We start from the raw sequence: 25,439 nt of genomic DNA, 5'->3' as shown, positions 1-25,439 counted from the left end.
CGGAGGTCACTCCGGGCGCAGCGACATGGGTCCGTAGACCTCGGCCCCGTCCTCGAGCAGGCGCACCTGCTCGACGCCGTCCTCCAGCAGGTCCTCGAAGCTCGTGCCGATCCACGACTCGGCCTCGCCCCGCTGGTCGAACTCCTCCGACGCGCCGACGGCCTCGCCGGCGCCGTTCTCGTACTGCCACGTGAAGCCCATGTCAGCTCTCCTTGGTCGAGGGTTGGACGAACGGCGGCTTGGTCACCGTGAACGCCTGGACGCGTCCGCGCACGTCGACCGAGACGGTGTCGCCGTCGGCGACGGTGCGGTCGAGCAGCGCGAGGCCGATCCCCTGGCGCAGCGTGGGCGAGAAGGTGCCCGAGGTGATCTCGCCGAGCACGTTCCCGTCGGCGTCCTGCACGGCCATGCCGGGCCGCGGAATGCCGCGGCCCTCGGCCAGCAGGCCCCGCAGGGTGCGCACGGTCTTCTCCTCGCGCTGGCGCTCGAGCGCCGCCTTGCCCCAGAACACGGGCTTGGACCAGCCCACCGCCCAGCCCGCGCGCGCCATGACGGGGCTGACCTCGGCCGACAGCTCGTGGCCGTGCAGCGGGTAGCCCATCTCGGTGCGCAGGGTGTCGCGGGCGCCGAGGCCGCACGCGCGGATGCCCAGTGACTCGCCGGCGGCCATGACCGCGTCCCAGACCGGCACGGCGTCCTCGGCGGCGGCGACCAGCTCGTAGCCGCGCTCGCCGGTGTAGCCCGTGCGGCAGACCGTCAGCTCGACGCCGTCGATCGTGCCCTTCGTGAAGGACATGTACTCGTGGTCGGCCGGCAGGTCGAGCGCCTCGAGCAGCTCGTCGCTCAGCGGACCCTGGATCGCGAGCACGGCGTACTCGCGGTGCTGGTCGAGGACCTCGACGCCCTCGGGCGCGGCGGCGCGCAGCAGGCGCACGACCTCGGCGGTGTTGGCCGCGTTGGGGATGAGGAAGACCTCGAACTCGCTGCGCAGGTAGGCGATGAGGTCGTCGACCGTGCCGCCGTCCTCGGAGCAGCACAGCGTGTACTGGGCCTTCCCGGGCGCGATGCGGCTGAGGTCGTTCGTCAGGCAGCGGTTCACGAATCCGGCCGCTCCGGTGCCGCGGACGAGCGCCTTGCCCAGGTGGCTGACGTCGAACAGGCCGACGGCCTCGCGGACGGCCTTGTGCTCGGCCAGGACGCCGCCACCGGCGTACTCCAGCGGCATCGACCAACCACCGAACTCCGAGAACTTGGCGCCGAGCGCCTCGTGGCGCTGGTGCAGGGGCGACAGCAGCAGGTCCATGCGAGCCAAACTACCGCTGACTACAGTGGCGGCATGTCCACGGTCCAGTTGCGTGCCACCCTGCCCACCGTCGATGCGATCGTCGCGCTGATCCCCTCGGGCTCAGCCCTTCCCGACGACGTCCCCTGGGCGGCCTTCGGCTTCACCGGGGACGCGGGCGACGTGGCCGTCGTGGCCAGCGGCGACGCCCAGCTGACCGCATGGGTCGCCACCGCGGCCGAGCCCACGGCCGAGCAGCAGCGTCGCGCCGTGGCCAAGGGCCTGCGGGCCGTCCCGAAGGCCGCCCGCGTGGGCATCGATCCCAGCCGCGTGGCCGGCGCCGACCTCGCCGCCATCGCCGAGGCCGTCGTGCTGACCTCGTACGCGTACCTGGACTACAAGGGCGACGACGCCCGGAAGAAGACCACGGTGGTGGAGACCGCCACGATCCTCAGCGAGGACGCCCGCAAGGCCGCGACCAAGCGCCTCGTCGAGGAGGCCGTCGTCGTCGCCGAGGCCACCTGCGTGGCCCGCGACTGGGTCAACACTCCCCCGGGCGACCTGCGCCCGCCGGCGTTCGCCGACGCGATCAAGGCCGCCGCCCCGTCCGGCGTGCGCGTCACGATCTGGGACGAGAAGCGCCTGACGAAGGAGCGGTGCGGCGGCATCATCGGCGTCGGCGCCGGCTCGGACGCCCCGCCGCGCCTCGTCCGCCTCGACTACAACCCCGACGGCGCGAAGACGCACCTCGCCCTCGTGGGCAAGGGCATCACCTTCGACTCGGGCGGCCTCTCGCTCAAGCCCGGCGCCTCGATGATGACCATGAAGTGCGACATGGGCGGCGCCGCCGCGATCGTGGCCGCCACCCACGCCATCGCCCGTCTCGGCCTGCCGATCCGCGTCACCGCGTTCGCGTGCATCGCCGAGAACCTGCCCAGCGGCACCGCCACGCGTCCCGGCGACGTGCTGCGCATGCGCTCGGGCGCCACGGTCGAGGTCCACAACACCGACGCCGAGGGTCGCCTCGTGCTGGCCGACGGCCTCGCGCTCGCGGTCGAGGCGAAGGCCGACCACGTCGTCGACGTCGCCACGCTGACCGGCGCGGCCATGGTCGCGCTCGGCACCCGCACCACGGCCGTGCTCGGCAACGACGACGCGCTGCAGGACCGCGTGCTCGCGGCGGCCGACCTCGCGGGCGAGTCGATGTGGCGCCTGCCGATCACCGAGGAGATCGGCGCGGCGGTCACGACCTCCTCGATCGCGGACCTGCGTCAGCACAACCCGAAGCCCTACGGCGGCACGATGTACGCCGCGGCCTTCCTGCGCGAGTTCGTCAAGGACGCCTCGTGGGCGCACCTGGACATCGCCGGCCCGGCGTTCAACGATGCCGGCGCGTTTGACTACACGCCCGTCGGCGGCACGGGCGCCGGCGTGCGCACGCTCGTCGCGCTCGCCCGAGACCTGGGCTGACGGCCATGCCGGCGTTCGACGACCTGCTGCGCGCCGAGCACGAGGAGTCGGGCTCCGCGTCCGTCGCCGCCGCGGTCGTGCGGAACGGCAGCCTGCACTGGTCGGGCGCCGTGGGCACGCTCGACGGTCGCGACGGCGCGCCCGCCACCACGGCGACGCCCTACCGGATCGGCTCGATCACCAAGACGTTCGTCGCCGTGGAGGTCCTGCGCCTGCGCGACGAGGGCCGGCTCGACCTCGCCGACCGGATCGACCGGCACCTGCCGGACGTGCCGTTCGGGCACGTCACGATCGCCCAGCTGCTCACGCACACCTCGGGCCTTCAGGCCGAGACCAACGGCCCGTGGTGGGAGCGCACCTCCGGCGGCGACTGGGACCAGCTCGTCGGCTCGGGCCTGCGCCTCGTGCACACGCCCGGCACCCGGTTCCACTACTCCAACGTGGGCTTCGCGGTCCTCGGCCGCCTCGTCGCCGTGCTCCGCGGGACCACGTGGTTCGAGGCGATCCGCGCCGGCATCCTCGAGCCCCTCGGCATCGGCGCGATCTCCGAGCACCCGGGCGAGGGCGCGGCCACTGGCCTGTCACGCCACCCACGCGACGGACGACTGATCGTCGAGCCGCACCACGACGCCGGCGCGATGGCGCCCGCAGGGCAGCTGTGGTCGGGCGTCGAGGACCTGGCGCGCTGGGCGGCCTTCGCCGTGGGCGACACCGGCGACGTCCTCGCCCGCTCCACGTGGGAGGAGATGATCGTCCCGCTCGCGGTGGACGACCGCCCCGACGCCCCGTGGGCCACGGCGCAGGCGCTCGGCTGGCGCGTCTGGCCCGGCAGCGGCTCGGGCCGCCGCGTGGGCCACGGCGGCTCGATGCCCGGCTTCCTCGCCACCGCGATCGCCGAGCCCGCCACGGGCTGGGGCGTGGTGGTGCTCGCCAACGACACGCTGCACCTGGGCGACCTCGCCACGAGCCTGCTCGACGCGGCCCGCGCACTGCACCCGGCGACGCCGGAGAGCAAGACCGTCGAGCCCGCCCCCGACGTCGCCGCGCTCGTCGGCGACTGGTTCTGGGGCGCGGTGCCGTACCGACTCGAGGCGACGACCGAGGGCTTCCACCTCAGCGACGTGAACGGCAACCGCCGCTCGCGCTTCGTGCGCGACGGCAAGGGCTGGCGGGGCCTCGACACGTACTTCGCGGGTGAGCGCCTCGTGGTGCGACCCGACGGCGCACTGGATCTCGCCTCGTTCGTCCTCAGCCGCGAGCCCTACGACCCGACGGTCGAGCACCCCGGCGGCCTGGACCCCCGCGGCTGGCACTGACCCGCCCCCTTGAGGGAGCGGTGAGCAGTCAACCCCTCCCGCGCGAGAGCGGTGAGTGGTGAACCGCATCAACACGCCATGCGGTTGACCACTCACCGCCGACCAGGCTCAGAGGCCGAGCTTGCGGGCGGCCTGCTCGACCTTGTCCCAGCGGGTGCGGTCGCCGCCGGTGCGGTCGGGGTGCGCCTTGCTCCGTGCGGCGCGCAGCACCCGCTCGAGGTCGGACTTCGAGGGGTTGCGCGGCAGCGGCTCGGTGCCGGCGATCGTCTCGAGCGTCATGATCGCGGCGAACTGCGCCGGGCTGTAGTCCCCGCGCTCGACCTCGACGCTGGTCTTCTTCGTCGTGGCGCGGGCGTTGTAGTCGCGCATGCGCTGCGGATACCCCACGCGGTTGGCGTCGTAGAGCGGGATCTTGAGGCTGCGTGCGAGATCGGAGGCGACCTTCTCGTTGGCGACGCGGCGCCGTGTCCACTCGCCGTCGGCGGCGACGAACACCACCGTGGTCTGGGTGACCGTGGTCTTGGGCTCGACGTACGCCTCGACCCCCGACCGCGACGTGGCGAACTCGCGCAGCGCGGCGAGGTCGGCCTTGCTGGCGTCACGGTCGGACACGACGGCACCCGCGGCGGTGCGTCGACGGCGCTTGAACAGTCCCACGCGGCAATTCTGCCGGACCGCGCCCACTCACCGTGGGAACCCCGCGGAACCTACGCCGAAGTCACATCGACACGGGACCTCCCCGGTGGCAGCCCTCACCGGACAGGTGACAAGATGACAGCAGACCACCTACCCGGAGGACATCGTGCCCGACGACGCACCCCATTCGTTCGACATCGTCATTCTCGGAGCCGGCAGCGGAGGCTACGCGTGCGCCCTGCGCGCCGTGCAGCTCGGCAAGACCGTCGCCATGATCGAGAAGGCCAAGGTGGGTGGCACGTGCCTCCACGAGGGCTGCATCCCGACCAAGGCGCTGCTCCACGCCGCCGAGGTCGCCCACGTCGCCAGTGAGGGCGACTCGATCGGCGTCCACACCAGCTTCGACGGCGTCGACATGACGAAGGTCAACGCCTACAAGCAGGGCGTCATCGACCGCCTCTACAAGGGACTCACCGGCCTGGTGAAGTCCGGCGGCATCACCGTCATCGAGGGCGAGGGCCGCCTGGTCGACGCGAAGACCGTCGAGGTCGACGGCCAGCGCTACACCGGCACGAACGTCGTCCTCGCCACCGGCTCCGAGCCCCGCACCCTGGGCATCGAGATCGGCGGCCGCGTGATGACCAGCGACCAGGCCCTCCAGCTCGACGAGGTCCCGAAGCGCGCCGTCATCATCGGCGGCTCGGTCATCGGCGTCGAGTTCGCCTCCGTCTGGAACCACTTCGGCGCCGAGGTCACGATCGTCGAGGCGCTGCCCACCCTCGTGCCGCTGGAGGACCCGATCCTCAGCAAGGGCCTCGAGCGCGCGTTCCGCAAGCGCAAGATCGCCTTCAAGACCGGCGTGAAGTTCACCGGGGTCGAGCAGAGCGAGAACGGCGCCGTCGTCACCCTGGAGAACGGCGACACCATCGAGACAGACGTGGTCCTGGTCGCCGTCGGCCGTGGCCCCCGCTCCGCGGGTCTGGGCTTCGAGGAGGCCGGCGTCACCGTCGAGCGCGGCTGGGTGCCCACTGACGAGCGCCTGCGCACCAACGTCGACGGCGTCTTCGCCGTGGGCGACCTGGTCCCGGGCCTGCAGCTGGCGCACCGCGGCTTCGCCCACGGCATCTTCGTGGCCGAGGAGATCGCGGGCCTGAACCCGCAGCCGATCGTCGACTCCAACATCCCGCGCGTCACGTACTGCGAGCCCGAGCTCGCGTCGGTCGGCCTCACCGAGGCCCAGGCCAAGGAGAAGCACGGCGAGGTCGAGACCGTCGAGTACAACCTCGGCGGCAACGGCAAGAGCCAGATCCTGCAGACCGCCGGCGTCGTGAAGGTCGTGCGCGAGAAGGACGGCCCCATCGTGGGCGTCCACATGCTCGGCGCGCGCATGGGCGAGCAGATCGGCGAGGCGACGCTCTGGGTCGGCTGGGAGGCCTACCCCGACGACGTGGCCGAGTTCATCCACGCGCACCCCACCCAGAACGAATCCCTCGGCGAGGCCGCTCTCGCCCTGGCCGGCAAGCCGCTGCACTCGCACGCCTGAGAACGGAACAGGACACCCACATGGCAACCGAAGTCACCCTTCCCGCGCTCGGCGAGTCCGTCACGGAGGGCACGGTCACGCAGTGGCTGAAGTCCGTCGGCGACACGATCGAGGTCGACGAGCCGCTGCTGGAGATCTCCACCGACAAGGTCGACACCGAGATCCCCTCCCCCGTGGCCGGCACGATCTTGGAGATCAAGGCCGAGGAGGACGACACCGTCGAGGTGGGCGCCGTCCTGGCGATCATCGGCGACGCCGACGAGTCCTCTTCCGACGGCGGTGACTCGGACGCCTCGTCCGAGGAGGAGACCGCCAACGCCGAGGCCGAGCCCGCGCAGGAGGAGTCGCAGCCGGCTCCTGCCGAGGAGCCCGCGCCCGCCGCCGAGCCCGACGAGGAGGCGCCCGCCCCCGAGCCGGAGACCAAGCCCGCCTCGTCCGGCAGCACGGGCGGCCAGGCCGTCACGCTGCCCGCGCTCGGCGAGTCCGTCACCGAGGGCACCGTCACGCAGTGGCTGAAGTCCGTCGGCGACACCGTCGAGGTCGACGAGCCGCTGCTGGAGATCTCCACCGACAAGGTCGACACCGAGATCCCGTCGCCGATCGCCGGCACGCTGCTGGAGATCAAGGTCGACGAGGACGAGACCGTCGAGGTCGGTGCCGAGCTGGCCATCATCGGCGAGGAGGGCGCCGCGCCCGCCGAGTCGTCCGAGCCCGAGCCCGAGCAGCCGCAGGCGGAGGAGCCGAAGGCCGAGGAGCCCGAGCCGGAGCCGGAGCCTGAGCCCGAGCCCGAGGAGCCGAAGCAGGAGGAGGCTCCGAAGGAGGAGCCGAAGCAGGAGGAGCCGAAGGCCGAGGAGCCGAAGGTCGAGGTCTCCGCCTCGTCCGACTCCGGCTCGTCCGAGGGCTACGTCACCCCGATCGTGCGCAAGCTCGCGAAGCAGCACGGCGTCGACCTGGCCACCGTCACCGGCTCCGGCGTCGGCGGCCGCATCCGCAAGCAGGACATCCTCGACGCCGCCGAGAAGAGCAAGGCCGCCGAGGCGCCCGCCGAGGAGAAGCCCGCTGCCGCCGCCCCCGCGCCGGCGCAGGCCTCGCCGCTGCGTGGCCGCACCGACAAGCTCACCCGCCTGCGCAAGACCATCGCCAACCGCATGGTCGAGTCGCTGCAGGTCGCGGCGCAGCTCACGCAGGTGCACGAGGTCGACGTCACCGAGGTCGTCCGCCTGCGCGCCCAGCACAAGAACGCGTTCCTGGAGCGTGAGGGCGTCAAGCTGACGTACCTGCCGTTCTTCGCGAAGGCGGCCATCGAGGCGCTCAAGCAGTACCCGCAGGTCAACGCGGCACTCGACCTCGAGGGCGGCACCGTCACCTACCCCGACGGCGAGCACCTGTCGATCGCGGTCGACACCGAGCGCGGTCTGCTGGCGCCCACGATCAAGGACGCCGGCGACCTCAACATCGCCGGCCTGGCCCGCAAGATCGCGGACATCGCCGATCGCACCCGGAACAACAAGATCCTTCCGGACGAGCTCTCCGGCGGCACGTTCTCGATCACGAACCTGGGCAGCAACGGCGCCCTGTTCGACACGCCGATCATCAACCAGCCGCAGGTCGCGATCCTGGGCGTCGGCTCGATCGTGAAGCGCCCGGTGGTCATCACCGACGCGAACGGCTCGGAGTCCATCGCGATCCGCTCGATGGCGTACCTCGCGCTGACGTACGACCACCGGATCATCGACGGTGCCGACGCCGGTCGCTTCCTGACCGCCATCAAGGAGCGCCTCCAGGCCGGCGCCTTCGAGGGCGAGCTGGGCTGACCATGCGTGTGGTGATCGGGGGCGCGTCGGGGTTTCTCGGCGCGCCCCTGGTCGTGCACCTGCGCCAGCGCGGGCACGACGTCACGGCGCTCGTGCGGCGCACGGCCGGGCAGGGCGAGTCGTGGTGGAAGCCCTCCGAGGGGCTCATCGACCAGACGCTGATCGACGAGGCCGACGCGGTCATCAACCTCTCCGGGTCGCCGATCTCGCAGTGGCCCCGCACCCCCGCGCGCAAGCGCGAGATCCTCTCGTCGCGCCTCGACGCCACGTCCACGCTGGCGCGGGCGATCGCGGCGGCTCCCACTCCCCCGACGTTCCTGTCGGGCTCGGCGATCGGCTGGTACGGCACCGATCGCGGTGACGAGGAGCTGACCGAGGACACCGCCGCCGGTCCGGGCTTCCTCGCCGAGGTGGCCCAGCGCTGGGAGGAGGCCGCCGCCCCGGCGGTCGACGCCGGCGCCCGCGTGGCCTGGCTGCGCACCGGGATCGTGATGGACCGCTCCGGCGGCGCGCTCAAGCTGATGCTGCTGCCGTTCCGGCTGGGGCTCGGCGCTCGCCTCGGCGACGGCCACCAGTACTTCTCCACGATCTCGCGACGCGACTGGATCGCCGCGGTCACCCACGTCCTCGAGGGCGACCTCAGCGGCCCGGTGAACCTGGCGATTCCCGACGACGTCACCAACCGCGACTTCACCCGCACGCTGGCCACCACGGTGCACCGGCCGGCCGTGCTGGCCGCTCCGGCGTTCGCGATCCGGCTCGCGCTCGGCGGCCTGGCCGACGACCTGCTCGGCTCGCTGCGCGTGCGACCGCAGGCGCTCATGGACGACAAGTTCTCCTTCGCCGACCCGGGCATCGACCGGGTGCTGCGCACGGCCCTGGGCCGCGGCGCCTGACTCACCGCACGCGCTCGATCCGCCACCAGCCGTCCCGGTGGCCCAGCTCGACGATCCTGCGGTCCCACGCGTCCGCGGGCAAGGCCTGACGCGAGCCGTCGGGCAGCACGGCCACCGTGGGTCCCAGACGCTCCACCACTTCGACGTCGTGCGCTCCGCGCTCACGGCACGACTTCCGCAGCGTGCGGGCTCCCTCCAGACGGATCCCCCGCGCGGCCCACGCCCTCAGCCTGTCGGCGTCGTCGGCGCCCGCACCCTCCGTGTAGCCGGTTGCCAGCATCCGCTCGTCGCCCGAGGTCCAAGCAAGCGCCCGGACCACGTCGAGGGCCGCGAGCGCGTCGCAGCGCGCGGTGGACGGCACGGCGAGGGCGACGAGAGCCGCGATCAACTCCCCCATGGCCGCAGCCTCGCTGCCGGGGTGCGCCCGTGTCGACTCGTCGTCCACAGCCCTGCCACGATGGACCCGTGGCGACCATCCGCGCGGCGACCCCGGCCGACCTCCCCACGATCCTCGAGATCCACAACGAGGCCATCGTCCACACGACGGCCATCTGGGACGAGACGCCGGTCGATCTCGCCGACCGGGTCCGCTGGTACGAGACGCGGATCGCGGCCGGCCACCCCGTGCTGGTGGCCGACGTCGACGGCGAGGTGGCGGGCTACGCCAGCTACGGCGTGTTCCGGCCGCGCGAGTCGTACCGCCACACGGTCGAGAACGCCGTCTACGTGCACCACGACCACCGGCGGCGCGGGATCGCCCGTCAGCTGATGGTCGCGCTCCTGGGCCACGCCTGCGACAACCCCGACGTTCACGTCGTGCTGGCGCTCATCGAGTCCGGCAACACCGTGTCCATCGAGCTGCACGAGGACCTCGGCTTCGAGCAGACGGGCCGCCTCGCCGAGGTCGGCCGCAAGTTCGACCGCTGGCTCGACCTGACGATCCTGCGTCGGGTCGTAGGCTGATCCTCGTGCGCTACCTCCAGGACTGGTACGGCGACGCCGCGCTCGACTACTCGCAGGCGTGGCAGCTGCAGCGCGACCTGCACGCCGACCGCGTGGCCGACCGCATCGGGGACACCGTGATGCTGCTCGAGCACCCGCCCGTCTACACCGCGGGGCGCCGCACCGAGCCGCACGAGCGCCCCCAGGACGGCACTCCCGTCGTCGACGTCGACCGGGGCGGCAAGATCACGTTCCACGGTCCCGGCCAGCTGGTGGGCTACCCCATCGTGAAGCTCCCCGGCCACGTGCTCGTCGTCGACTACGTCCGTCGGATCGAGGAGGCGCTCATCCGCTCCCTCGCCGACCACGGCCTCGCCACCGGCCGCGTGCCCGGTCGCTCGGGTGTCTGGCTGCCCGAGGCTGCAGGCCGGCCCGAGCGCAAGATCGCCGCGATCGGCATCCGTGTCTCGCGCGGCGTGGCGATGCACGGCTTCAGCCTCAACTGCGACGTCGACCTCGACTGGTACGACCGGTTCGTGCCGTGCGGGATCGCCGACGCGGGCGTGACCTCGCTCGACCGCGAGGTGGGTCGCGACCTCCGCCCCTCGGACGTCGCGCCCACGGTGATCGCGCACCTCGACGACCTCCTGACGTGGCGCACGTACGAGCCCTCGCCCGACATCGAGCGCGTGCAGCACGCCTCGGTGCCGCTGTTGCAGCCGTAGGGCGTCGCCCGGGCGGGCTCGGTGGGTGCCGCGGCGTAGGGTGGTCACCGTGACCATCGCTCCCGAAGGACGCAAGATGTTGCGGCTCGAGGTCCGCAACGCCGAGACCCCCATCGAGAAGAAGCCCGCGTGGATCAAGACGCGCGCCAAGATGGGCCCCGAGTACCAGGAGCTCATGAAGCTCGTGAAGGGCGAGGGCCTGCACACGGTGTGCCAGGAGGCCGGCTGTCCCAACATCTTCGAGTGCTGGGAGGACCGCGAGGCCACGTTCCTCATCGGTGGCGAGCAGTGCACGCGCCGCTGCGACTTCTGCCAGATCGACACCGGCAAGCCGGCCGACCTCGATCGTGACGAGCCGCGCCGCGTCGCCGAGAGCGTCCGCACGATGGAGCTCAAGTACGCCACGATCACCGGCGTCGCCCGCGACGACCTGCCCGACGGCGGCGCCTGGCTCTACGCCGAGACGGTGCGCAAGATCCACGAGCTCAACCCCGGCACGGGTGTGGAGAACCTGATCCCCGACTTCAACGGCGTCCCCGAGCTGCTCACCGAGGTCTTCGAGTCGCGTCCCGAGGTGCTCGCGCACAACGTCGAGACGGTGCCGCGCATCTTCAAGCGCATCCGCCCGGCGTTCCGCTACGAGCGCTCGCTCGACGTGCTGACGCAGGCGCGCCAGTTCGGCCTGGTCACGAAGTCGAACCTCATCCTGGGCCTCGGCGAGACGCGCGAGGAGGTCTCGCAGGCGCTGCGCGACCTGCACGAGGCGGGCTGCGAGCTCATCACGATCACGCAGTACCTGCGTCCGTCGGCGCGTCACCACCCCGTCGAGCGGTGGGTGAAGCCCGAGGAGTTCGTCGAGCTGCAGCAGGAGGCCGACGAGATCGGCTTCTCCGGCGTCATGTCCGGCCCGCTGGTCCGCTCGTCCTACCGCGCCGGAAGGCTCTACCAGCAGGCCATGGACGCACGGGCCTGACGTAGAATCGGGGTCATGTCCAGCCCCGCCCCTGCCGCACCCACCGGACGCATCGCGCAGCTGCGCTCGGCGTACCAGATGACGAAGCGGACCCAGCCTCGTCTCGGTCTGCTCCTCGTCGCCGTGTTCGTGCTGTCCGCTGCCGCCATGGCGACCCTGTCGCTGTTCATCTTCGGCATCTGGTGGCTGGGCATCGTCATCACCGCCATCCTGTCGCTGACCACGGCGCTGCTGGTGACGATGATCGTGTTCGGCAAGCGCGCCGAGAAGTCGATGTACCAGCAGGCCGAGGGCCAGCTGGGTGCCGGCGCGGGCGCGCTGCAGATGCTGCGTCGCGGCTGGGACGTGAAGCCTGCCGTCGGCTTCACGAAGCAGCAGGACGTCATCCACCGTCTCGTCGGCCGCCCGGGCGTCGTGCTCGTGGGCGAGGGCCAGCACGCGCGCGTGAAGAACCTGCTCGGCGCCGAGGTGAAGAAGCACCGCCGCATCGTCGGCGACGACGTCCCGATCACCACGCTGATCGTGGGCCGCGGCGAGGGCGAGGTGCCCCTGCCCGACCTGGTGAAGCGGGTCAAGAAGCTGAAGAAGGCCATCAAGCCGGCCCAGCAGACCGACGTGCTCTACAAGCTGAAGGCCCTCGACGCGATGCGTCCGGCCGCTCCCATGCCGCGCGGCCCGGTGCCCACGAGCATGAAGGGCGCCCGCAAGATGATGCGCGGCTGACCCCGCCCCAGCCGTCGCCACCCGCCCACCGCGAGTGGCGCAAAGACGCCCGCCACTCGTCGAGTGGCGGGCGTTTCTGCGCCAGTCGCGACCCCGGTTTGCGCCACTCGGGGTCGGGCGGAGGTCACGCGGGTCGGCAGCGGGTCAGGCCTTGACGACCTTGCTGCCCGCGGCGAGGTCGTGGAGGCCGCGCTTGTCGTCGGTCATGACGATCGCGGGGATGACCACGCTGAGCAGCAGGGTGCGCAGCAGCGCCCGCGGGATGCCGATGGGCATGCCGTCGGGGTTGATGAGCCGCAGGCCCATGATCCGCTTGCCGATCGAGAAGCCGGTGAGGCCGACGAGGATCGCGACCTCGACGATGAACACGGCGTTGATGATCAGCTGGTCGCGGATGCCCTCGGGCGGGAAGGTCACGCCGGCCCAGGCGAACATCGCCACGGCGGAGAGGGAGGCGATCACCCAGTCGATCAGCAGCGCCACGAGGCGCCGACCCAGGGACGGCTCGTCGTCGAAGGTCTCGGTCACGCCCACCAGCCTAGGCAGCCGTGCCCCTCTCCCCCGGGCCGGGTCGCGGCGCCGCGGCGGTCAGGACCGACGCAGCCGCGTGACCGCGGGTGCCTCGTCGAACTGCTCGCCCTCGGCGCCGAACGAGATGACGAACTGCGCGAAGACGTACTTCGTCGCGTGTCCCTTCAGGCACGACCGCGGCACCTTCAGCCGGACGACCTCGGGCCCCCAGCTGCCGGAGATGCCCTTGCAGGTGCGCTTCCTCAGGCTGAAGTGGTCGTAGTACAGCAGCGACACCTTGGCGGGCTTGCCCCGGTGCTGGCGGATCCGCACGACGTAGCCGGCCTCGAAGATCTCGTACTGGGAGACCAGGAGGTCGGCGGTGCCGGACGGCCCGAGGTCGGGGATCCTCGCGGCGACGCGCACGCGGTCGGACAGGTGGGTGTAGCGGACCTTGGTGATGTCGATGCGCGCCGGAGCGTCGCCGACCGTGTCGGCTCGGTCGACCGACTGCGCCGAGGCGGGAGCGGCCACGCCGCCCACCAGCAGTGCAGCTCCGCAGAGCGCGGGAACCAGGTGTGAGCGTCTCATCGTCGGCCTCCTTCGGCGCGGGCGCCGTGCCCGCCCTCCCTCTCCGTGAGCGGACAGCAGCCCGACGGATACCTCTCAGGGCGCGATCCGCAGCCGGGCGGACGCCTCGGCACGGACGGTGGCGGAGTCCGGTAAGCCCGGCGGGACCAGGGGCAGCCGCGCCTGTCGGGTGACGCGGACCTCGACCCGGTCGTCGCTGGTCGTGAGCCGGAGGCCGACGTCGGCGGGGACGAGCCCGGCGGTGAGGGCCCGGGCGTCGGTGGCGTCGAGCGTGGCCTCGTCGGTGATCCCGCGGAGGTAGACCCGGTCGCGGTCGAGTCCGTCCGCCGCGTGCAGGGCGACGCGGTCGGCGAGGTTCATCAGCTCGCGCCGTTCGAGGAAGGCGGCCGAGGCGTTGACGACCACGACGACGAGCAGGCCCAGGATCGCGAGGAACCCGACCGTCAGCACCGTGACGTTGCCGCGCTCGGATCTCATGGCGCCGCCCGATAGCGACCGAAGGGCTCGGTGTGGGTGGAGGCCACGTCGAACGCCGGGATCGGATCGCCGAACAGGTCGGGAGCCAGGGGCAGGCGCTGGCTGGACCGCACCCGGACGACCACGGTGGAGCCGGGTGCGAAGCAGGTCGGCCGGCACTCGGTGGACACGTCAGCCCCGACCACGTCGTGGTCGGCCAGCACGAGGCGAGCGGCCACCCCCGCCCGAGCGCGCCCCTGCTCGGGAGTGTCCGCCTGGATGAACGCCCGCGCCGCCGCCTCGCTCGCCGCGGCGACGCCGTAAGCCGCGCGCTGCGTCTCGAAGACCGCCACGACGACGTACACGAGCGGCACGAGGAGCAGCAGCGTCAGCCACGTGAACTCCACGGTCGCGCTCCCCCGCTCGCGCCTCACGGCGCCTCCTGCCGAACGGCTCGGCCGACCACGTCGACCTCGACCCGTGGGCCCCACAGACCGAGCGGCGGCACCGATCCGCGGACCCGCACCTCGACCACACCCATCCCGTCGACCTGAGCTTCACGTACGGTCACGCCGTCGGCGTACCGATCGGCCAGCGTCGTGCTGAGCACGTCGCGGGTCCGGGTGCGGGCGTCGTCGACGGAGCCGTCGAGCCCCGCAGCGGCGCGCGCGCCGTCGGAGGCGGCCGCGGTCATCGTGTTGCGAACGTGCATGACGAGCGCAACCTGAGCGATCCCGAAGACGAGCGGCACGAGCACGAGGAGCACCAGCACGAACTCCGGGACGGCGGCCCCGCGCTCGTCGCGCTCCCGCACCGTCACCCGCCGACGGACGACAGTGCCTGATTGAGCATCGAGGTCAGCCGCGGCCCGGCGATCACGGTGAGGCCGGCGACGACGCCGGCCGTCATCAGCGTGATCATCACCCAACCGGGGACGTCGCCGCGCTCGCGGTGCCGACGGCTCCTCAGTCGCTCGATCCATGTCGTCATCTGGTCTCCTTCATGTCAGCCACCCGAGGTCAGGTGGAGTCCGGCCAGGCCCGGGAAGAACGCGAACGCGATCGTGACCGGGAGGATCAGGAAGACGACCGGCACCATCATCGCGATCTCGCGGCGGCCGCCCGACTCGATGAGCTCGCGGCGAGCGGTCTCGCGGACGTCGGCCGCCTGCGCGTGCAGGACGTCGATCAGCGGGGTGCCGCGGTCGATCGCGACCGCGAGCGCCTCGGCGAAGCGCGCCACGCTCAGGACCCCGGTCCGCGCTGCGAGCCCGTCGAGGGCATCGACGACCGTGGCGCCGGCCCGGACGTCGGCGAGCACGCGGCCGAGCTCGAGTGACAGCGCGCCGTGGCTGACGCGGCTCACGCGCTCGATGGCGGCGACGGGGCTCTCTCCGGCAGCGACCGACAGCGCGAGCAGGTCGGCGATCGTCGGGAACTCGGCACGCATCTGGGTCTCGTGCCGGCGGACCTGCGAGGACAGCGCCTGGTCGCAGGCGAGGCAGCCACCGACGAGCCCGGCCCCGCACCACAGCAGCAGCGCCACGACCGGTGGGTGCGCCACCGACCAGGCCAGCAGCGAGACGGCGACGGCCAACGCGAGGCCGATCGCGCCCCAGGTGGCCTGGCGGACCCGGAAGTCCTCGACGTCGTCGTCGCTCGCGCAGCGGCGGAGCCGGCGGGCGATTGCGGCGTTGCTCCCCACGGACTCGCCGATGGCCCGTGTGAGTCGCCGCCACGACGGGCCGACGAGCTGCTCGATCAGCCGCCCGGTCGGGACCTCGGCGGCCGCGGGGTGCACGTCCCTGACGTACGGCACGACGCGATCGGCGAGCGAGGGGCGACGGGCGCGCCGCCAGCCGTCGACGACGAGCAGGAGCCCGGTCGTGAGCATCGCCGCCACGACGGCGCCGATCACGCGAGGATCCTCTGCTCGGTGGGCAGCCGACCCAGGCGCAGCATGAGCCGGTAGGCGACGAGACAGGTGGCGGCACCGCCCACGAGCAGGACGACGCCCGAGGGGGTGGCGAACCGCGCGATGACGTCGCGCTGGAGGCTCATCGTCAGCAGCACGAGCCATGGCGCGGCGACGGCTAACCGGGCAGCGCCGATGGTCCAGGACTGGCGCGACTCGATCTCGCCTCGGGTGCGCAGGTCGTCGCGCAGGAAGCCCGACAGCGAGCGCAGCAGCCGGCCGAGATCACCACCGCCGACCTCTCGTGCGATCCGGAGTGCCTCGACGACGCGGTCTCCGACGGGATCGGCCAGCCGCGCCTTCAGCCGGTCGAGGCTCTCGGCGAACCGTCCGGAGGAGCCGTAGTCACGGCCGAACTGCGTGAACGGCTCACGCAGCGGCTCGGGCCCGCGCTCCGCCAGTTGGATGAGCGCCTCGGGGAGGGAGAGCCCGGCGCGAACGGCCGACGCGAGGTGGTCGACGGCATCCGGCCAGGCCTCGGCGTGCTCGCGCTGGCGCCGGGCGGCTCGCGAGCGGACCAGGGCGAACGGCGTCCACGCCGCCGCGCCGCCGGCGAGCAGAGCGACCACCGGGACCGAGGTCACCGCGCCGGCCGCCGTTCCCGCGATCACGCCGACCGCGATGGCTGCGACGAGAAGCGTGCGCGGAGCGACGTCGGGCATGCCGGCACGGAGCAGCAGGGACTCGAGCGGATGACGCCGCACGGCGCGCTGGGTCCTGCTGGGCCTCGGGTTCCAGCTCTCGACCACGAGCAGCAGGCCGATCCCGAAGGTCAGCCCGATCAGCGTTCCCACAGCGCTCCCGGGTCGATCCCCGCGGCCTCGAAGGCCTCGCGACGCTGCGGCGTGCCGGCGCCCCGCTCGAGCACCCCGGCTCGGCGGACGAAGATCGGCTCGGCCTCGATGATCCCGTTCTCGGCGCGACCGGTCGTGGCGACGATCTCCCGCACGGCGCGGCGACCGGAGGTGTCGATCCCCGTGTGCACGACGATGTCGACCGCAGTGGCGACGGTAGGAACGACGAACCCGGCCGAGACGTTCTCCCCCGCGAGCAGCGGCAGCGTGCAGAGCTTCACGAGCGCCTGCTTGGCGGAGTTCGCGTGGATGGACGCCATGCCCGGGAGCCCGGAGTTGAGCGCGAGGAGCAGGTCGAGCGCCTCCTCGGCACGGACCTCACCGACGATGATCCGGTTCGGTCGCATCCGCAGCGCCTCCTTGACCAGCATCCGCAGCGTGATCTCGCCGGTTCCCTCCAGACCCGCCTGACGGGTCTGCATCGCGACCCAGTCGGGGTGCGAGGTCTTGAGCTCGAAGACCTCCTCGACCGACACCAGTCGCTGCGTGCCGGGGATGGCGGCCACGAGGCAGTTCAGGAGGGTCGTCTTGCCGGCCTGGGTGCCTCCGCTGACGACGATGTTGAGCCCCGCCTGCACGCACGACGTGAGGAACGCCGCCGCGCGCTCGTCGATCGTGCCGAGCGCCACGAGGTCGTCGAGTCCGCCGGCCTTCGCCACGAACTTCCGGATGTTGACGGCCGTGAAGCCGCGGGTGATGCCGTCGAGCACGACGTGCAGGCGGTGCCCGCCCGGAAGCATGGCGTCGACGAACGGCTGACTGAGGTCGAGGCGTCGTCCGCTGGAGGACAGCATCCGCTCGACGAGCTCGCGCACCTGTGACGCCGTGAGCATCACCGAGGTCAGCTCGTGGCGCCCGGCGCGGGCGACGAAGACTCGCTCGGGCTCGTTGATCCACAGCTCCTCGACCTCGGGATCGTCAAGGAATCGCTGCAGCGGACCGAAGCCGACCAGGTCGGCCACGAGCTGGCCGACGACGTGATCGGGCTCGTCGAGCGCCCGGACGGCTCCCGTGAGGCTGCGCTGCTCGTGCTCGGCGACCGCCTCCGCGGCCGCTCGTCGCACGGCGTCGATGTCCGTGCGTGGATCGATGCGCCGTTCGCGCACCAAGGCCCTCACACGGTCCCCCAAGACATCCATGCTTCCCCCCGAAAGCCGTCCAGACTGCGCCGCATCCTGCCCAACTCCCAGTGACCGGCGCAAGGGGTCGTCCCACGGCTGTGGACGAGCACGCTCATGAGCGGGATCGAGGGGGCGGCAGATGCGGATGGGCCGGAAGTGTTGCACCCTTTTGGCATGGTGCGCGTTGCTCGTCGGGGAAGCACGGCCGTGGCCCTCGCCCTCGTCCTCTCGTTGATCGCCCTGCCCAGTCATGCCCAATCGGTGGAGCCCGAACCCGAGGTCGCACCGTCGGCCGAGGTGACGTCGGAGCCCGCCGAGCCGGAGGAGGTGGCCGAGCCGGAGACGGCCTCCCCGGAGGCGTCCGAGCCGGCCGTCGAGCCCTCTGCGGCGGCTCCCGCGGCGCCCGCCCGCCGGACCACCGCGTCCCGCGCGCCCGCCGCCACCGCGGCCTCCGCGCCCTCGGTCAACACCCCCGCGAAGTCCGGTCGCTGGGTCAGCATCCGGATCAACAGCGGCGCCGACACCCGCGTGCTCACGCGCGAGAACTTCTGGCTGCGAGGCCGCGTCCTCACCACGAGCGGCAAGCCGCACGCCGGCACCAAGGTGCGGATCTACCGCGACACGAAGAACGGCCGCGTCAAGGTCGCCACCGTGCGGACCTCGGCCAAGGGCTGGTACTCGTGGATGCCGAAGGTGCCCAAGAGCGGGAAGTACCGCGCCATCGTCAGCCGCTACCGCTACTCCCCCAAGATCACCGTGAAGCGCACCTACGGGAAGCGCTCGCTCGCCAGCCGCGAGAAGGCGATGTCGTTCCTGCTCGGCTCGCCGAAGGGCGGCGTCAAGCGCGCCCGGAACTACGTCTACCGCGAGTACACGAAGGCCACGCTCGTCCAGTACGGCGGCCGCACCTCGGTCGTGCGCACCCACGCGCTCAAGCAGATGCGAGCCCGCGGCGGCGCCGGCGGCTCCCTGGGCGCCCCGACCGGCGACCTGCGCTGCGGCCTGCCCGAAGGCGCCTGCCTCCAGCAGTTCCGCACCGGCGCGGTCTACGTGAACAAGAAGGCCAAGAAGACCGTCACGTCGGCCGTCTCGCCGAAGCTCGGCGCCGCCGACCTCGTGGCCGTCGCCCGCTCGCAGGTGGGCTATCGCGAGCCGAAGCCGCGCAAGAGCAAGTACAACAAGTGGATCAAGCGCACCGGCGCCTACGACCCCTGGTGCGGCTTCTTCGTCTCGTGGCTCGCGTACGCGGCCGACAAGCCCGGCTCGGTCATCAAGGCCAAGTCGTTCGGCTCGCTGCTCAAGGCGGAGCGCAAGCGCGGCCGCACCTCGAAGACGCCGCGCGTCGGCCGCCTCGCCTACATCGGCTACTTCAGCAAGGGCACCGCCTCGCACGTCGGCATCGTCGCCAAGCACCAGGGCGACTACGTCTGGACGGTCGAGGGCAATGTGTCCTCCGGTGGCGGGATGGCCCATCCGCGCGGCGTGCACATCGTGAAGCGACACAAGTCGAACGTCGTCTTCTACGCCGATCCGAAGTACTGAGACCGCCTCCACGCGACCGATTCCGCCCGGATTTCCAGACCGCGCGGATCGGTCGGCATGCCCGGAGGGGCCCGCACCCGGGGCCTCGGCGCCGACCTGCAGACGCGTAACCTGCATGTAACAATCCGGTGATGGACGGGAAACTGCCCCGACCTAGCCTCTAGGTGGACGCAGGGAGATGCTGTCCGCACCGATCTACCAGCCGCAGCGCGGTCGAGGAGGCCCAATGTTCGGCAATGCCGACGAGTTCTTCAAGTTTGTCCGGGACGAGGGCGTCGAGTACATCGACATCCGATTCACCGACCTCCCGGGCATCCAGCAGCAGGTCACGATGCCGATCTCGGCGTTCGACGAGGGAACCGCCGCCGAGGGCGTCGCGTTCGACGGCTCGTCGATCCGCGGCTTCCAGACCATCGACCAGTCGGACATGAAGCTGCTGCCGGACTACGGCACGGCGTACGTCGACCCCTTCCGCAACCCCAAGACGATCGCGATGGACTTCTTCGTCCACGACCCGATCACCGGCGAGGCCTACTCGCGCGACCCGCGCAACATCGCCCGCAAGGCCGAGGCCTACCTGAAGACCACCGGCATCGGCGACACCGCGTTCTTCGCGCCCGAGGCCGAGTTCTACATCTTCGACCGCGTCTCCTACGGCACCAGCGCCCACAAGAGCTACTACGAGATCCAGTCGGCCGAGTCCGCCTGGTCCACCGGCGACGAGCTGCACGAGAACCGCGGCTACAAGGTGCGCTACAAGGGCGGCTACTTCCCCGTCCAGCCCACCGACCGCTTCGCCGACCTGCGCAACGACATGATGACGCACCTGTCGAACGCGGGCCTGGTCCTCGAGCGCGGCCACCACGAGGTCGGCACCGCCGGCCAGGCCGAGATCAACTACCGCTTCGACACGCTGCTCAAGGCCGCGGACGACACGATGAAGTTCAAGTACCTCGTGCGCAACACCGCGTGGGCGAACGACAAGACCGTGACCTTCATGCCGAAGCCGATCTTCGGCGACAACGGCTCGGGCATGCACGTGCACCAGTCGATCTGGAACAACGGCGAGCCGCTGTTCTACGACGAGTCCGGCTACGGTGGCCTGTCCGACACGGCCCGCTGGTACATCGGCGGCATCCTGAAGCACGCCCCGTCGCTGCTGGCGTTCACCAACCCGTCGGTGAACTCCTACCACCGTCTGGTGCCGGGCTTCGAGGCCCCGATCGCGCTGGTCTACTCGGCCCGCAACCGCTCGGCCTGCGTCCGCATCCCGATCACCGGCGCCAACGCCAAGGCCAAGCGCATCGAGTTCCGCTGCCCCGACCCGTCGAGCAACCCCTACCTGGCGTTCTCCGCGCTGCTGCTCGCCGGCATCGACGGCATCAAGAACAAGATCGAGCCGCCGGCCCCGATCGACAAGAACATCTACGAGCTGCCGCCGGAGGAGTACGCGGAGATCGACATGGTCCCGACCTCGCTCGGTGCCGTGCTCGACGCGCTCGAGGCCGACCACGAGTTCCTGACCGTCGGCGACGTGTTCACGCCCGACCTGATCGAGACGTGGATCGACTACAAGCGCAACGAGGAGATCCTCCCGATCCAGCTGCGCCCGCACCCGCACGAGTTCGAGCTGTACTACGACATCTGACGGTCGAGGACTGGAACGGCAGGGTTTTCACGCTGTGACCTCTCTGCCAGTCCGCAAATAGTCCGCAACGTCTGGCACTTGGGCCGCGATCAGACCGTCGATCGCGGCCCTTGTGCTGTCGTCAGAGTCCGGCCAGAGGTGGCCGTAGACGTCGAGTGTCGTCTTCGCCGACTTGTGACGCAGCCGCGCCTGAACGACCTTCACGTCAGCGCCGGACGCGATCAGCAATGACGCGTAGTAGTGGCGCAGGTCGTGGAACCGGAACTCGAGCGGCAGGCCATGCGACACGGCCACGACCTCGCGCGCGTTGCGGAATGCCCGATCGAGAACCCGCGGCGCGAGCTGGTCGGTCCACTCGTTGCGGAAGAGGTGTCCGTCGCGGCTCGCGTAGCTGCCGGCGTGAGTCGACAGGATCTTCGCCAGCGACCTGGGAATCGGGACGGGAGTCTTCGACGTCTCCGTCTTGAGGGGTTCGTCGGGGTACTGCGCCCGCGGCTTCACCAGCCCGCGCAGGTAGTCGAGGTCATCGATCGCCAGCCCACAGACCTCCGCGTTACGCAAGCCCACGAAGGCGCCGAGCAGGACCGTCGCTCGCAGGTGGGCTGGCATCGCGTCATGCAGCGCCCACACCTGCTCCGTGGTCGCGACGTACGGCTTCTGACCGCCTGCCCTCGGCGACGTCCGCCTCGAGCACGGGTTCTTCGCCACGAGATCGTCATGGATGGCATCGGTGTAGATCTGCGAGAGCCGACGGTGCAGCGCGTAGATGTACGACTGCGAGAGGTTCTGGCCCTGGAGCTTCACGATCCACGCACGCACGTCGGTCGGCTTCACGGCTGCGAGCCGACGAGCGCCGAACTCAGTCTCGATGTGAGCGAGATGAGTCCGCGCCTGCCGGATGGTCGACGCTCGGTTCACCGAGTAAGCGGCCAGCCACCGCTCGCACCACTCCCCCACGGTGATCCGCGCGTCCTTTGGTGCGACATAGGTGCCGCGGTCAAGGTCGGCCGTGATCTTGTCGAGCCACTGCTGAGCGTCGATCTTCCGGTCGAAGTGGCGAGCATGTTCCTTGCCAGCGTCATCACGGAACCGTGCCCGCCATTTGCCGCTGTCGCGCTTCGCGATGCTCTTGCTAGCCATTCTTCTGCCTCGCTGCTAGGTCAAGCAGCTCGCGCCCCGTGCCGCCAAGGGCCGTGTCCCACCGCAGCCGCCATGCTTCGTAGGCCTCAAAGGCCTGCCTGATGTTGGATTCCGCCATCGCGGCCGACTGACGAGCGGCCCGAGCCACATGATCGGGAACGTCGCCGACGTTGTCCGAGATGATCTTCTCGACACGATCAAGCCGGCTCCCCTGCTCAGAGGCAAGACGTTCGGCCTCGGCCTTGAGGTTCATGAGTTGCCGGAGGTTCCTGATTAGGTCGTCGGATGCTCCGTTGACCATCGGCACCGTGCGCATCATCTGGTCGACGCAATGGGCAGCCTCGGTCATGGTGACGTGCGTCGCGCGGGTGAGGTCTTGGACCTGGAGTCCCGCTCGCGATAGGGAGCCGGTCAACCCCGCAAGCATGCTCGGGTCGGTAGACAGGACCTTCGAAAGAGCCATGCCCTCTTCGAACTTGAGACCTCGGTCGCCGGCCTCGACCTTCACGACCGTCTGAGGCCTCCAGGCAAAACCCATCTTGGACATCTCCTCGGCGATCGCCGCCTGCGTCATGCCTCGCTCTTCGCGGATCGAGCGAACTCGTTGGGCGATGTTGTCCTTTTCGTCTTCGGGCACGTCGACACCGTATCCCAAAATCGAACTCTCCACAACACTGTCGATAAGTGCCGTTCGGGATGGTACGATAAGGATGTTCCACTCATTCAGTATCGAAGGTTCTAAAACAGGAGGAACGCTCATGACTGAGCTTCTCACCACCGAGGAAGTCGCCAAGATCGCCCGCACGACACCCGGCACAGTTCGCTACTGGTTCCACTCGAATCGCGGACCTCGTTCCCTGAAGGTCGGGCGCAGGCGGCTGTACGACCGCGCAGACGTCGAGGCATGGCTCGACGCAGCGAAGGCCGCGAGCTGAGCCTTCGGCCCCTGCGCGCCTGGCCCGTCCCGCCACAAGGGGGCCACTCATGGAGATGACGTCTGCCCAGAAGGCGCGGGCCCGTCATCTCGTGAACGCCGCAGAGGAGATTCTCGCCCACAACGGCGTCGACATGCGGCGAGCGGAAATCCGCCGATACGCAAAGGAACATGTCCTGCAAGACCGACGCACTAGTGACTTCCTGGCCGCCGTGCAGGAGTTTGAGCCGTTCCATGAGCGGAGCAATGACGTTCCAGATCCGACCGGGTACCTAGCCGCGTCCCAGCGGCGCTACGCCGCTTCGGATCGAACCGTCTGACAACCGAATACCGAAGAACAGAAGGCCCCCGAGCGCACCAATCGCTCGGGGGCCTTCTGCATGTTCAAGGAGAGCACCGTGAACAACCACTCAACTACCCCCCATTCTACTGACGATCATTCTCGTTTGCGGGCCGAGATCGTGTCCGAGATCAGGGCGCAGCTGCCCGACCCTGGCGCCGTCCGCCGTCGAGCCGATCGGGTCAGGCGTCGCCAGGCCCGGAAGCTGTTCCCGACCCGTACTGCCCGTCCGTCGACACCTACGGCGTACGGACTGACAGCCGCCGGGATTCTTCGCCACGCTGCCCAACTGAGGGCTCAAGGGTGGACCGACGCCGAGATCCGCGCACGGCTCATCGACCCGAGGCAGGTGGCCGCGTGACCGACCTCGACGCGCACTACAGCGCGATGATCCGAAGCGGCGACTGGCTCGACGCCCAGGACTTCCCGCCACTGCGGTGGGCCGTCCCTGGGATCGTCCCCGAGGGCTTCGGTCTGCTGGTCGGTCCGCCGAAGGCCGGCAAGTCATGGGCGGCCCTGTCGATCATCCTGGCCGTCGCGAGCGGCGGGAAGGTCTTCGGCACGGTCGACGTCGGCACGGCGCGCCCAGTTCTGTATCTCGCTCTCGAGGACGGCGACCGACGCCTACAGGACCGTGCTCGTCTCTTGCTGGAGCGTGAGGCCATCCCGAAGCTGATGGAGTTCGCGACCCGTACGACACCAGCCGACGCGGTTGGCCTCATGGCGTGGTGGCTCGAACGGAACCACGACGGCTTGATCGTGCTGGACACGCTCGGCAGGGTCTCCCCGCCGTCAGTGCCTGGCGAGTCGGCTTACGCCCGCGACTACCGCATCGGCTCGACGCTCAAGCGGCTCGTGGACGACCACCCCGGCTCGACCCTGATCGCCGTGCACCACGACCGAAAGGCCGGCGCCGAGGACTTCGTCGACAGCGTCAGCGGCACGCACGGCCTTGCGGGCGCCAGCGACTTCCTGATCGTGCTCGATCGACACCGCCAGGAGCAGGACGGCGTCCTCAAGGTCACAGGTCGCGACGTGCGCGAGGCCGAGTACGCCGTGACGATGAACGGCCGCGGCCAGTGGACGCTTCGGGGCAACTCGCTGCACGAGGCCGCGCAGGCTGCTTCGGCCGTGAAGTCCAAGGCCGGCTTGGGTGATCGGTCCGCGGAGATCATCGAGTTCGTCACGAGCCAGCCGACCGCGGTCTCGGCCGGGGAGGTTCAGGAGGCACTCGATGTGCCTGATGCTCGTCGCTATCTCGCACGCTTGGTCGATGCCGGGCGACTGCATAGACCGGCGCGTGGCCTCTACGCCGGTGTCCCAAATGTCCCACTGTCCCAAGAGGGGAATGTCATCTATCCCTCAGGTTGGGACAACGGGACAGATGGGACACCCACTGACACCGGAGACGCTTCGTGACCCGCCTTCGCTCGCTCGTTGATTGCCACGCATGTGGGTGCGGTGCCTACTTCTGCCAGCTCCGCCGGCTCGAGGACGTCGGGCCCTGCTGCACGCGCTGCTCGCACAGGCTCGAGGGCACGTCGTGAGCCGCCCACCGAAGAACGCGATCGAGGAACCAGGCCGCGCTCACGCACTCGCCGACCTGTACCTCACGATCGCCGATGCACTCGACGCCGGCTCGAGCGTTCCGTGCATGTCCGAACCGAGCCTGTGGCTGTCGGAGTCCAAGGCCGATCAAGAGGCGGCTGGCTGGCGGTGCATGGCCTGTCCGGCCATTGGTGCCTGCGGTGAGTACGTGCTCGCGTTCCCGGAGCCGTCGGCCGTGTGGGCGGGCATGACGCCCAGCGAACGACGTCGGCACCCAGGCCAGCACCCCTTCCCCGGGGCGCCATGAAGACGGCAACCCCCGGGAAGCGGCCTATCTCCCCCTGCGGGGGTTTTTGCAATCGAAGAGGAGAGACCCATGAACCGAACCTGGACCGACTACACCGAAGGCCAGCCCAATCCCGGCCCGGAGGTCGCTTTCCGACTCGGGCTGCCGTACGGCG

30 protein-coding genes are annotated in these 25,439 nt (G+C 70.6%); 15 read left to right on the top strand and 15 right to left on the bottom strand.

Translation table 11 applies throughout. The annotated features are described in order from the left end of the window. Nucleotides 1–6: 6 nt before the first annotated feature. Both ACK99Q_RS10575 and gcvT read right to left on the bottom strand, forming a co-directional pair. A complete protein-coding gene (locus tag ACK99Q_RS10575) occupies nucleotides 7–201 on the bottom strand; it encodes a hypothetical protein (RefSeq protein WP_410186114.1) in 195 nt (64 codons plus the stop codon). 1 nt (nucleotide 202) lies between these two features. After that, nucleotides 203–1,303, bottom strand: a complete 1,101-nt coding sequence (gcvT, locus tag ACK99Q_RS10570; protein WP_410186113.1) for a glycine cleavage system aminomethyltransferase GcvT — start codon at nucleotides 1,301–1,303, stop codon at nucleotides 203–205. A 33-nt stretch (nucleotides 1,304–1,336) separates the two neighbouring features. Between gcvT and ACK99Q_RS10565 the strand changes: the two genes are divergently transcribed. Both ACK99Q_RS10565 and ACK99Q_RS10560 read left to right on the top strand, forming a co-directional pair. Next, a complete protein-coding gene (locus ACK99Q_RS10565; RefSeq protein WP_410186112.1) occupies nucleotides 1,337–2,752 on the top strand; it encodes a leucyl aminopeptidase in 1,416 nt (471 codons plus the stop codon). 5 nt (nucleotides 2,753–2,757) lie between these two features. Continuing rightward, nucleotides 2,758–4,068 (top strand): serine hydrolase domain-containing protein, encoded by a 1,311-nt coding sequence (locus ACK99Q_RS10560; RefSeq protein WP_410186111.1) that lies wholly within the window; start codon nucleotides 2,758–2,760, stop codon nucleotides 4,066–4,068. 108 nt (nucleotides 4,069–4,176) lie between these two features. Here ACK99Q_RS10560 and ACK99Q_RS10555 read toward each other — a convergent pair whose 3' ends face one another. Then, on the bottom strand, nucleotides 4,177–4,725 hold the full coding sequence (locus ACK99Q_RS10555) for a hypothetical protein (protein ID WP_410186110.1): 549 nt from the start codon (nucleotides 4,723–4,725) through the stop codon (nucleotides 4,177–4,179). A 145-nt stretch (nucleotides 4,726–4,870) separates the two neighbouring features. Between ACK99Q_RS10555 and lpdA the strand changes: the two genes are divergently transcribed. From lpdA to ACK99Q_RS10540, 3 genes are read left to right on the top strand one after another with little or no spacing between them, the layout of a single operon-like run. Next, nucleotides 4,871–6,247: a dihydrolipoyl dehydrogenase gene (lpdA, locus tag ACK99Q_RS10550; protein ID WP_410186109.1), complete on the top strand. Its 1,377-nt coding sequence runs from the start codon at nucleotides 4,871–4,873 to the stop codon at nucleotides 6,245–6,247. Between the two features lie 20 nt (nucleotides 6,248–6,267). Next, entirely contained in the window at nucleotides 6,268–8,061 is a 1,794-nt protein-coding gene (gene sucB, locus ACK99Q_RS10545) for a 2-oxoglutarate dehydrogenase, E2 component, dihydrolipoamide succinyltransferase (protein ID WP_410186108.1), read from the top strand. Nucleotides 8,062–8,063: 2 nt separating this feature from the next. Beyond that, on the top strand, nucleotides 8,064–8,957 hold the full coding sequence (locus ACK99Q_RS10540; protein ID WP_410186107.1) for a TIGR01777 family oxidoreductase: 894 nt from the start codon (nucleotides 8,064–8,066) through the stop codon (nucleotides 8,955–8,957). A 1-nt stretch (nucleotide 8,958) separates the two neighbouring features. On the opposite strand, the gene ACK99Q_RS10535 is transcribed toward ACK99Q_RS10540, so the two are convergent. Then, the gene (locus ACK99Q_RS10535) at nucleotides 8,959–9,354 is read right to left on the bottom strand and encodes a hypothetical protein (protein WP_410186106.1); all 396 of its coding nucleotides are present in this window, start codon (nucleotides 9,352–9,354) and stop codon (nucleotides 8,959–8,961) included. A 68-nt stretch (nucleotides 9,355–9,422) separates the two neighbouring features. Between ACK99Q_RS10535 and ACK99Q_RS10530 the strand changes: the two genes are divergently transcribed. The 4 genes from ACK99Q_RS10530 (at nucleotide 9,423) to ACK99Q_RS10515 (ending at nucleotide 12,320) form a co-directional block, all read left to right on the top strand. Further along, on the top strand, nucleotides 9,423–9,920 hold the full coding sequence (locus ACK99Q_RS10530; RefSeq protein WP_410186105.1) for an N-acetyltransferase family protein: 498 nt from the start codon (nucleotides 9,423–9,425) through the stop codon (nucleotides 9,918–9,920). Then, nucleotides 9,917–10,624 (top strand): lipoyl(octanoyl) transferase LipB, encoded by a 708-nt coding sequence (lipB, locus tag ACK99Q_RS10525; RefSeq protein ID WP_410186984.1) that lies wholly within the window; start codon nucleotides 9,917–9,919, stop codon nucleotides 10,622–10,624. The genes ACK99Q_RS10530 and lipB overlap by 4 nt, the downstream gene beginning before the upstream one ends. 76 nt (nucleotides 10,625–10,700) lie before the next feature. Beyond that, nucleotides 10,701–11,597 carry a lipoyl synthase gene (gene lipA, locus ACK99Q_RS10520; protein WP_410186983.1) on the top strand — a complete coding sequence of 299 codons (897 nt, stop codon included), beginning with the start codon at nucleotides 10,701–10,703 and terminating at the stop codon, nucleotides 11,595–11,597. Between the two features lie 15 nt (nucleotides 11,598–11,612). After that, nucleotides 11,613–12,320, top strand: a complete 708-nt coding sequence (locus tag ACK99Q_RS10515; protein WP_410186104.1) for a DUF4191 domain-containing protein — start codon at nucleotides 11,613–11,615, stop codon at nucleotides 12,318–12,320. A gap of 144 nt (nucleotides 12,321–12,464) precedes the next feature. On the opposite strand, the gene ACK99Q_RS10510 is transcribed toward ACK99Q_RS10515, so the two are convergent. From ACK99Q_RS10510 to ACK99Q_RS10470, 9 genes are all read right to left on the bottom strand, one after another. Then, complete coding sequence (locus tag ACK99Q_RS10510; RefSeq protein ID WP_179424042.1) at nucleotides 12,465–12,848, bottom strand: RDD family protein; 384 nt, start codon at nucleotides 12,846–12,848, stop codon at nucleotides 12,465–12,467. 60 nt (nucleotides 12,849–12,908) lie between these two features. Beyond that, complete coding sequence (locus ACK99Q_RS10505; protein ID WP_410186103.1) at nucleotides 12,909–13,421, bottom strand: hypothetical protein; 513 nt, start codon at nucleotides 13,419–13,421, stop codon at nucleotides 12,909–12,911. 75 nt (nucleotides 13,422–13,496) lie between these two features. Further along, a complete protein-coding gene (locus ACK99Q_RS10500; RefSeq protein WP_410186102.1) occupies nucleotides 13,497–13,898 on the bottom strand; it encodes a pilus assembly protein TadG-related protein in 402 nt (133 codons plus the stop codon). After that, nucleotides 13,895–14,311, bottom strand: a complete 417-nt coding sequence (locus tag ACK99Q_RS10495; protein ID WP_410186101.1) for a hypothetical protein — start codon at nucleotides 14,309–14,311, stop codon at nucleotides 13,895–13,897. Before ACK99Q_RS10495 ends, ACK99Q_RS10500 begins: the two co-directional genes overlap by 4 nt. Further along, the gene (locus ACK99Q_RS10490) at nucleotides 14,308–14,697 is read right to left on the bottom strand and encodes a TadE/TadG family type IV pilus assembly protein (protein ID WP_410186100.1); all 390 of its coding nucleotides are present in this window, start codon (nucleotides 14,695–14,697) and stop codon (nucleotides 14,308–14,310) included. The genes ACK99Q_RS10495 and ACK99Q_RS10490 overlap by 4 nt, the downstream gene beginning before the upstream one ends. After that, on the bottom strand, nucleotides 14,694–14,867 hold the full coding sequence (locus tag ACK99Q_RS10485; protein ID WP_410186099.1) for a hypothetical protein: 174 nt from the start codon (nucleotides 14,865–14,867) through the stop codon (nucleotides 14,694–14,696). The genes ACK99Q_RS10490 and ACK99Q_RS10485 overlap by 4 nt, the downstream gene beginning before the upstream one ends. Before the next feature lie 15 nt (nucleotides 14,868–14,882). Beyond that, nucleotides 14,883–15,794 carry a type II secretion system F family protein gene (locus ACK99Q_RS10480; RefSeq protein WP_410186098.1) on the bottom strand — a complete coding sequence of 304 codons (912 nt, stop codon included), beginning with the start codon at nucleotides 15,792–15,794 and terminating at the stop codon, nucleotides 14,883–14,885. Beyond that, the gene (locus tag ACK99Q_RS10475) at nucleotides 15,791–16,645 is read right to left on the bottom strand and encodes a type II secretion system F family protein (protein ID WP_410186097.1); all 855 of its coding nucleotides are present in this window, start codon (nucleotides 16,643–16,645) and stop codon (nucleotides 15,791–15,793) included. The genes ACK99Q_RS10480 and ACK99Q_RS10475 overlap by 4 nt, the downstream gene beginning before the upstream one ends. Further along, the gene (locus ACK99Q_RS10470; RefSeq protein WP_410186096.1) at nucleotides 16,633–17,811 is read right to left on the bottom strand and encodes a CpaF family protein; all 1,179 of its coding nucleotides are present in this window, start codon (nucleotides 17,809–17,811) and stop codon (nucleotides 16,633–16,635) included. Before ACK99Q_RS10470 ends, ACK99Q_RS10475 begins: the two co-directional genes overlap by 13 nt. 189 nt (nucleotides 17,812–18,000) lie before the next feature. Between ACK99Q_RS10470 and ACK99Q_RS10465 the strand changes: the two genes are divergently transcribed. Then, nucleotides 18,001–19,368: a CHAP domain-containing protein gene (locus ACK99Q_RS10465; protein ID WP_410186095.1), complete on the top strand. Its 1,368-nt coding sequence runs from the start codon at nucleotides 18,001–18,003 to the stop codon at nucleotides 19,366–19,368. Between the two features lie 226 nt (nucleotides 19,369–19,594). After that, nucleotides 19,595–21,016, top strand: coding sequence for a type I glutamate--ammonia ligase (gene glnA, locus ACK99Q_RS10460; RefSeq protein ID WP_410186094.1), 1,422 nt, complete (start codon nucleotides 19,595–19,597; stop codon nucleotides 21,014–21,016). A gap of 27 nt (nucleotides 21,017–21,043) precedes the next feature. On the opposite strand, the gene ACK99Q_RS10455 is transcribed toward glnA, so the two are convergent. Both ACK99Q_RS10455 and ACK99Q_RS10450 read right to left on the bottom strand, forming a co-directional pair. Beyond that, nucleotides 21,044–22,156, bottom strand: a complete 1,113-nt coding sequence (locus tag ACK99Q_RS10455) for a tyrosine-type recombinase/integrase (protein WP_410186093.1) — start codon at nucleotides 22,154–22,156, stop codon at nucleotides 21,044–21,046. Further along, nucleotides 22,149–22,916: a helix-turn-helix domain-containing protein gene (locus tag ACK99Q_RS10450; RefSeq protein WP_410186092.1), complete on the bottom strand. Its 768-nt coding sequence runs from the start codon at nucleotides 22,914–22,916 to the stop codon at nucleotides 22,149–22,151. Before ACK99Q_RS10450 ends, ACK99Q_RS10455 begins: the two co-directional genes overlap by 8 nt. On the opposite strand from ACK99Q_RS10450, the gene ACK99Q_RS10445 reads away from it, so the two are divergent. From ACK99Q_RS10445 to ACK99Q_RS10430, 4 genes are all read left to right on the top strand, one after another. Further along, nucleotides 22,915–23,091 (top strand): helix-turn-helix domain-containing protein, encoded by a 177-nt coding sequence (locus tag ACK99Q_RS10445; RefSeq protein WP_410186091.1) that lies wholly within the window; start codon nucleotides 22,915–22,917, stop codon nucleotides 23,089–23,091. The two genes, ACK99Q_RS10450 and ACK99Q_RS10445, sit on opposite strands and share 2 nt — an antisense overlap. A 49-nt stretch (nucleotides 23,092–23,140) precedes the next feature. Continuing rightward, nucleotides 23,141–23,410: a hypothetical protein gene (locus ACK99Q_RS10440; protein WP_410186090.1), complete on the top strand. Its 270-nt coding sequence runs from the start codon at nucleotides 23,141–23,143 to the stop codon at nucleotides 23,408–23,410. 377 nt (nucleotides 23,411–23,787) lie between these two features. Beyond that, nucleotides 23,788–24,849 (top strand): AAA family ATPase, encoded by a 1,062-nt coding sequence (locus tag ACK99Q_RS10435; protein WP_410186089.1) that lies wholly within the window; start codon nucleotides 23,788–23,790, stop codon nucleotides 24,847–24,849. A 31-nt stretch (nucleotides 24,850–24,880) separates the two neighbouring features. Continuing rightward, nucleotides 24,881–25,285, top strand: a complete 405-nt coding sequence (locus tag ACK99Q_RS10430; protein WP_410186088.1) for a WhiB family transcriptional regulator — start codon at nucleotides 24,881–24,883, stop codon at nucleotides 25,283–25,285. The last annotated feature ends 154 nt before the right edge of the window (nucleotides 25,286–25,439 follow it).

It is taken from the genome of Aeromicrobium sp. MLTX1 (assembly GCF_046452335.1).
Classification (GTDB): domain Bacteria; phylum Actinomycetota; class Actinomycetes; order Propionibacteriales; family Nocardioidaceae; genus Aeromicrobium.
Note: the sequence above shows the minus strand (reverse complement) of the source record. Positions and strands in the feature narration are given on the sequence as shown.

Coding starts and splice junctions, on each gene's coding strand:
- lipA (WP_410186983.1), top strand. CDS start 10,701: ATGTTGCGGCTCGAGGTCCGCAACGCCGAGACCCCCATCGAGAAGAAG.
- ACK99Q_RS10500 (WP_410186102.1), bottom strand. CDS start 13,898: ATGAGATCCGAGCGCGGCAACGTCACGGTGCTGACGGTCGGGTTCCTC.
- ACK99Q_RS10445 (WP_410186091.1), top strand. CDS start 22,915: ATGACTGAGCTTCTCACCACCGAGGAAGTCGCCAAGATCGCCCGCACG.
- ACK99Q_RS10560 (WP_410186111.1), top strand. CDS start 2,758: ATGCCGGCGTTCGACGACCTGCTGCGCGCCGAGCACGAGGAGTCGGGC.
- ACK99Q_RS10505 (WP_410186103.1), bottom strand. CDS start 13,421: ATGAGACGCTCACACCTGGTTCCCGCGCTCTGCGGAGCTGCACTGCTG.
- ACK99Q_RS10430 (WP_410186088.1), top strand. CDS start 24,881: ATGTGGGTGCGGTGCCTACTTCTGCCAGCTCCGCCGGCTCGAGGACGT.
- ACK99Q_RS10540 (WP_410186107.1), top strand. CDS start 8,064: ATGCGTGTGGTGATCGGGGGCGCGTCGGGGTTTCTCGGCGCGCCCCTG.
- ACK99Q_RS10465 (WP_410186095.1), top strand. CDS start 18,001: ATGGTGCGCGTTGCTCGTCGGGGAAGCACGGCCGTGGCCCTCGCCCTC.
- glnA (WP_410186094.1), top strand. CDS start 19,595: ATGTTCGGCAATGCCGACGAGTTCTTCAAGTTTGTCCGGGACGAGGGC.
- sucB (WP_410186108.1), top strand. CDS start 6,268: ATGGCAACCGAAGTCACCCTTCCCGCGCTCGGCGAGTCCGTCACGGAG.
- ACK99Q_RS10455 (WP_410186093.1), bottom strand. CDS start 22,156: ATGGCTAGCAAGAGCATCGCGAAGCGCGACAGCGGCAAATGGCGGGCA.
- ACK99Q_RS10575 (WP_410186114.1), bottom strand. CDS start 201: ATGGGCTTCACGTGGCAGTACGAGAACGGCGCCGGCGAGGCCGTCGGC.
- ACK99Q_RS10535 (WP_410186106.1), bottom strand. CDS start 9,354: ATGGGGGAGTTGATCGCGGCTCTCGTCGCCCTCGCCGTGCCGTCCACC.
- ACK99Q_RS10565 (WP_410186112.1), top strand. CDS start 1,337: ATGTCCACGGTCCAGTTGCGTGCCACCCTGCCCACCGTCGATGCGATC.
- ACK99Q_RS10515 (WP_410186104.1), top strand. CDS start 11,613: ATGTCCAGCCCCGCCCCTGCCGCACCCACCGGACGCATCGCGCAGCTG.
- ACK99Q_RS10485 (WP_410186099.1), bottom strand. CDS start 14,867: ATGACGACATGGATCGAGCGACTGAGGAGCCGTCGGCACCGCGAGCGC.
- ACK99Q_RS10450 (WP_410186092.1), bottom strand. CDS start 22,916: ATGAGCGTTCCTCCTGTTTTAGAACCTTCGATACTGAATGAGTGGAAC.
- gcvT (WP_410186113.1), bottom strand. CDS start 1,303: ATGGACCTGCTGCTGTCGCCCCTGCACCAGCGCCACGAGGCGCTCGGC.
- ACK99Q_RS10440 (WP_410186090.1), top strand. CDS start 23,141: ATGGAGATGACGTCTGCCCAGAAGGCGCGGGCCCGTCATCTCGTGAAC.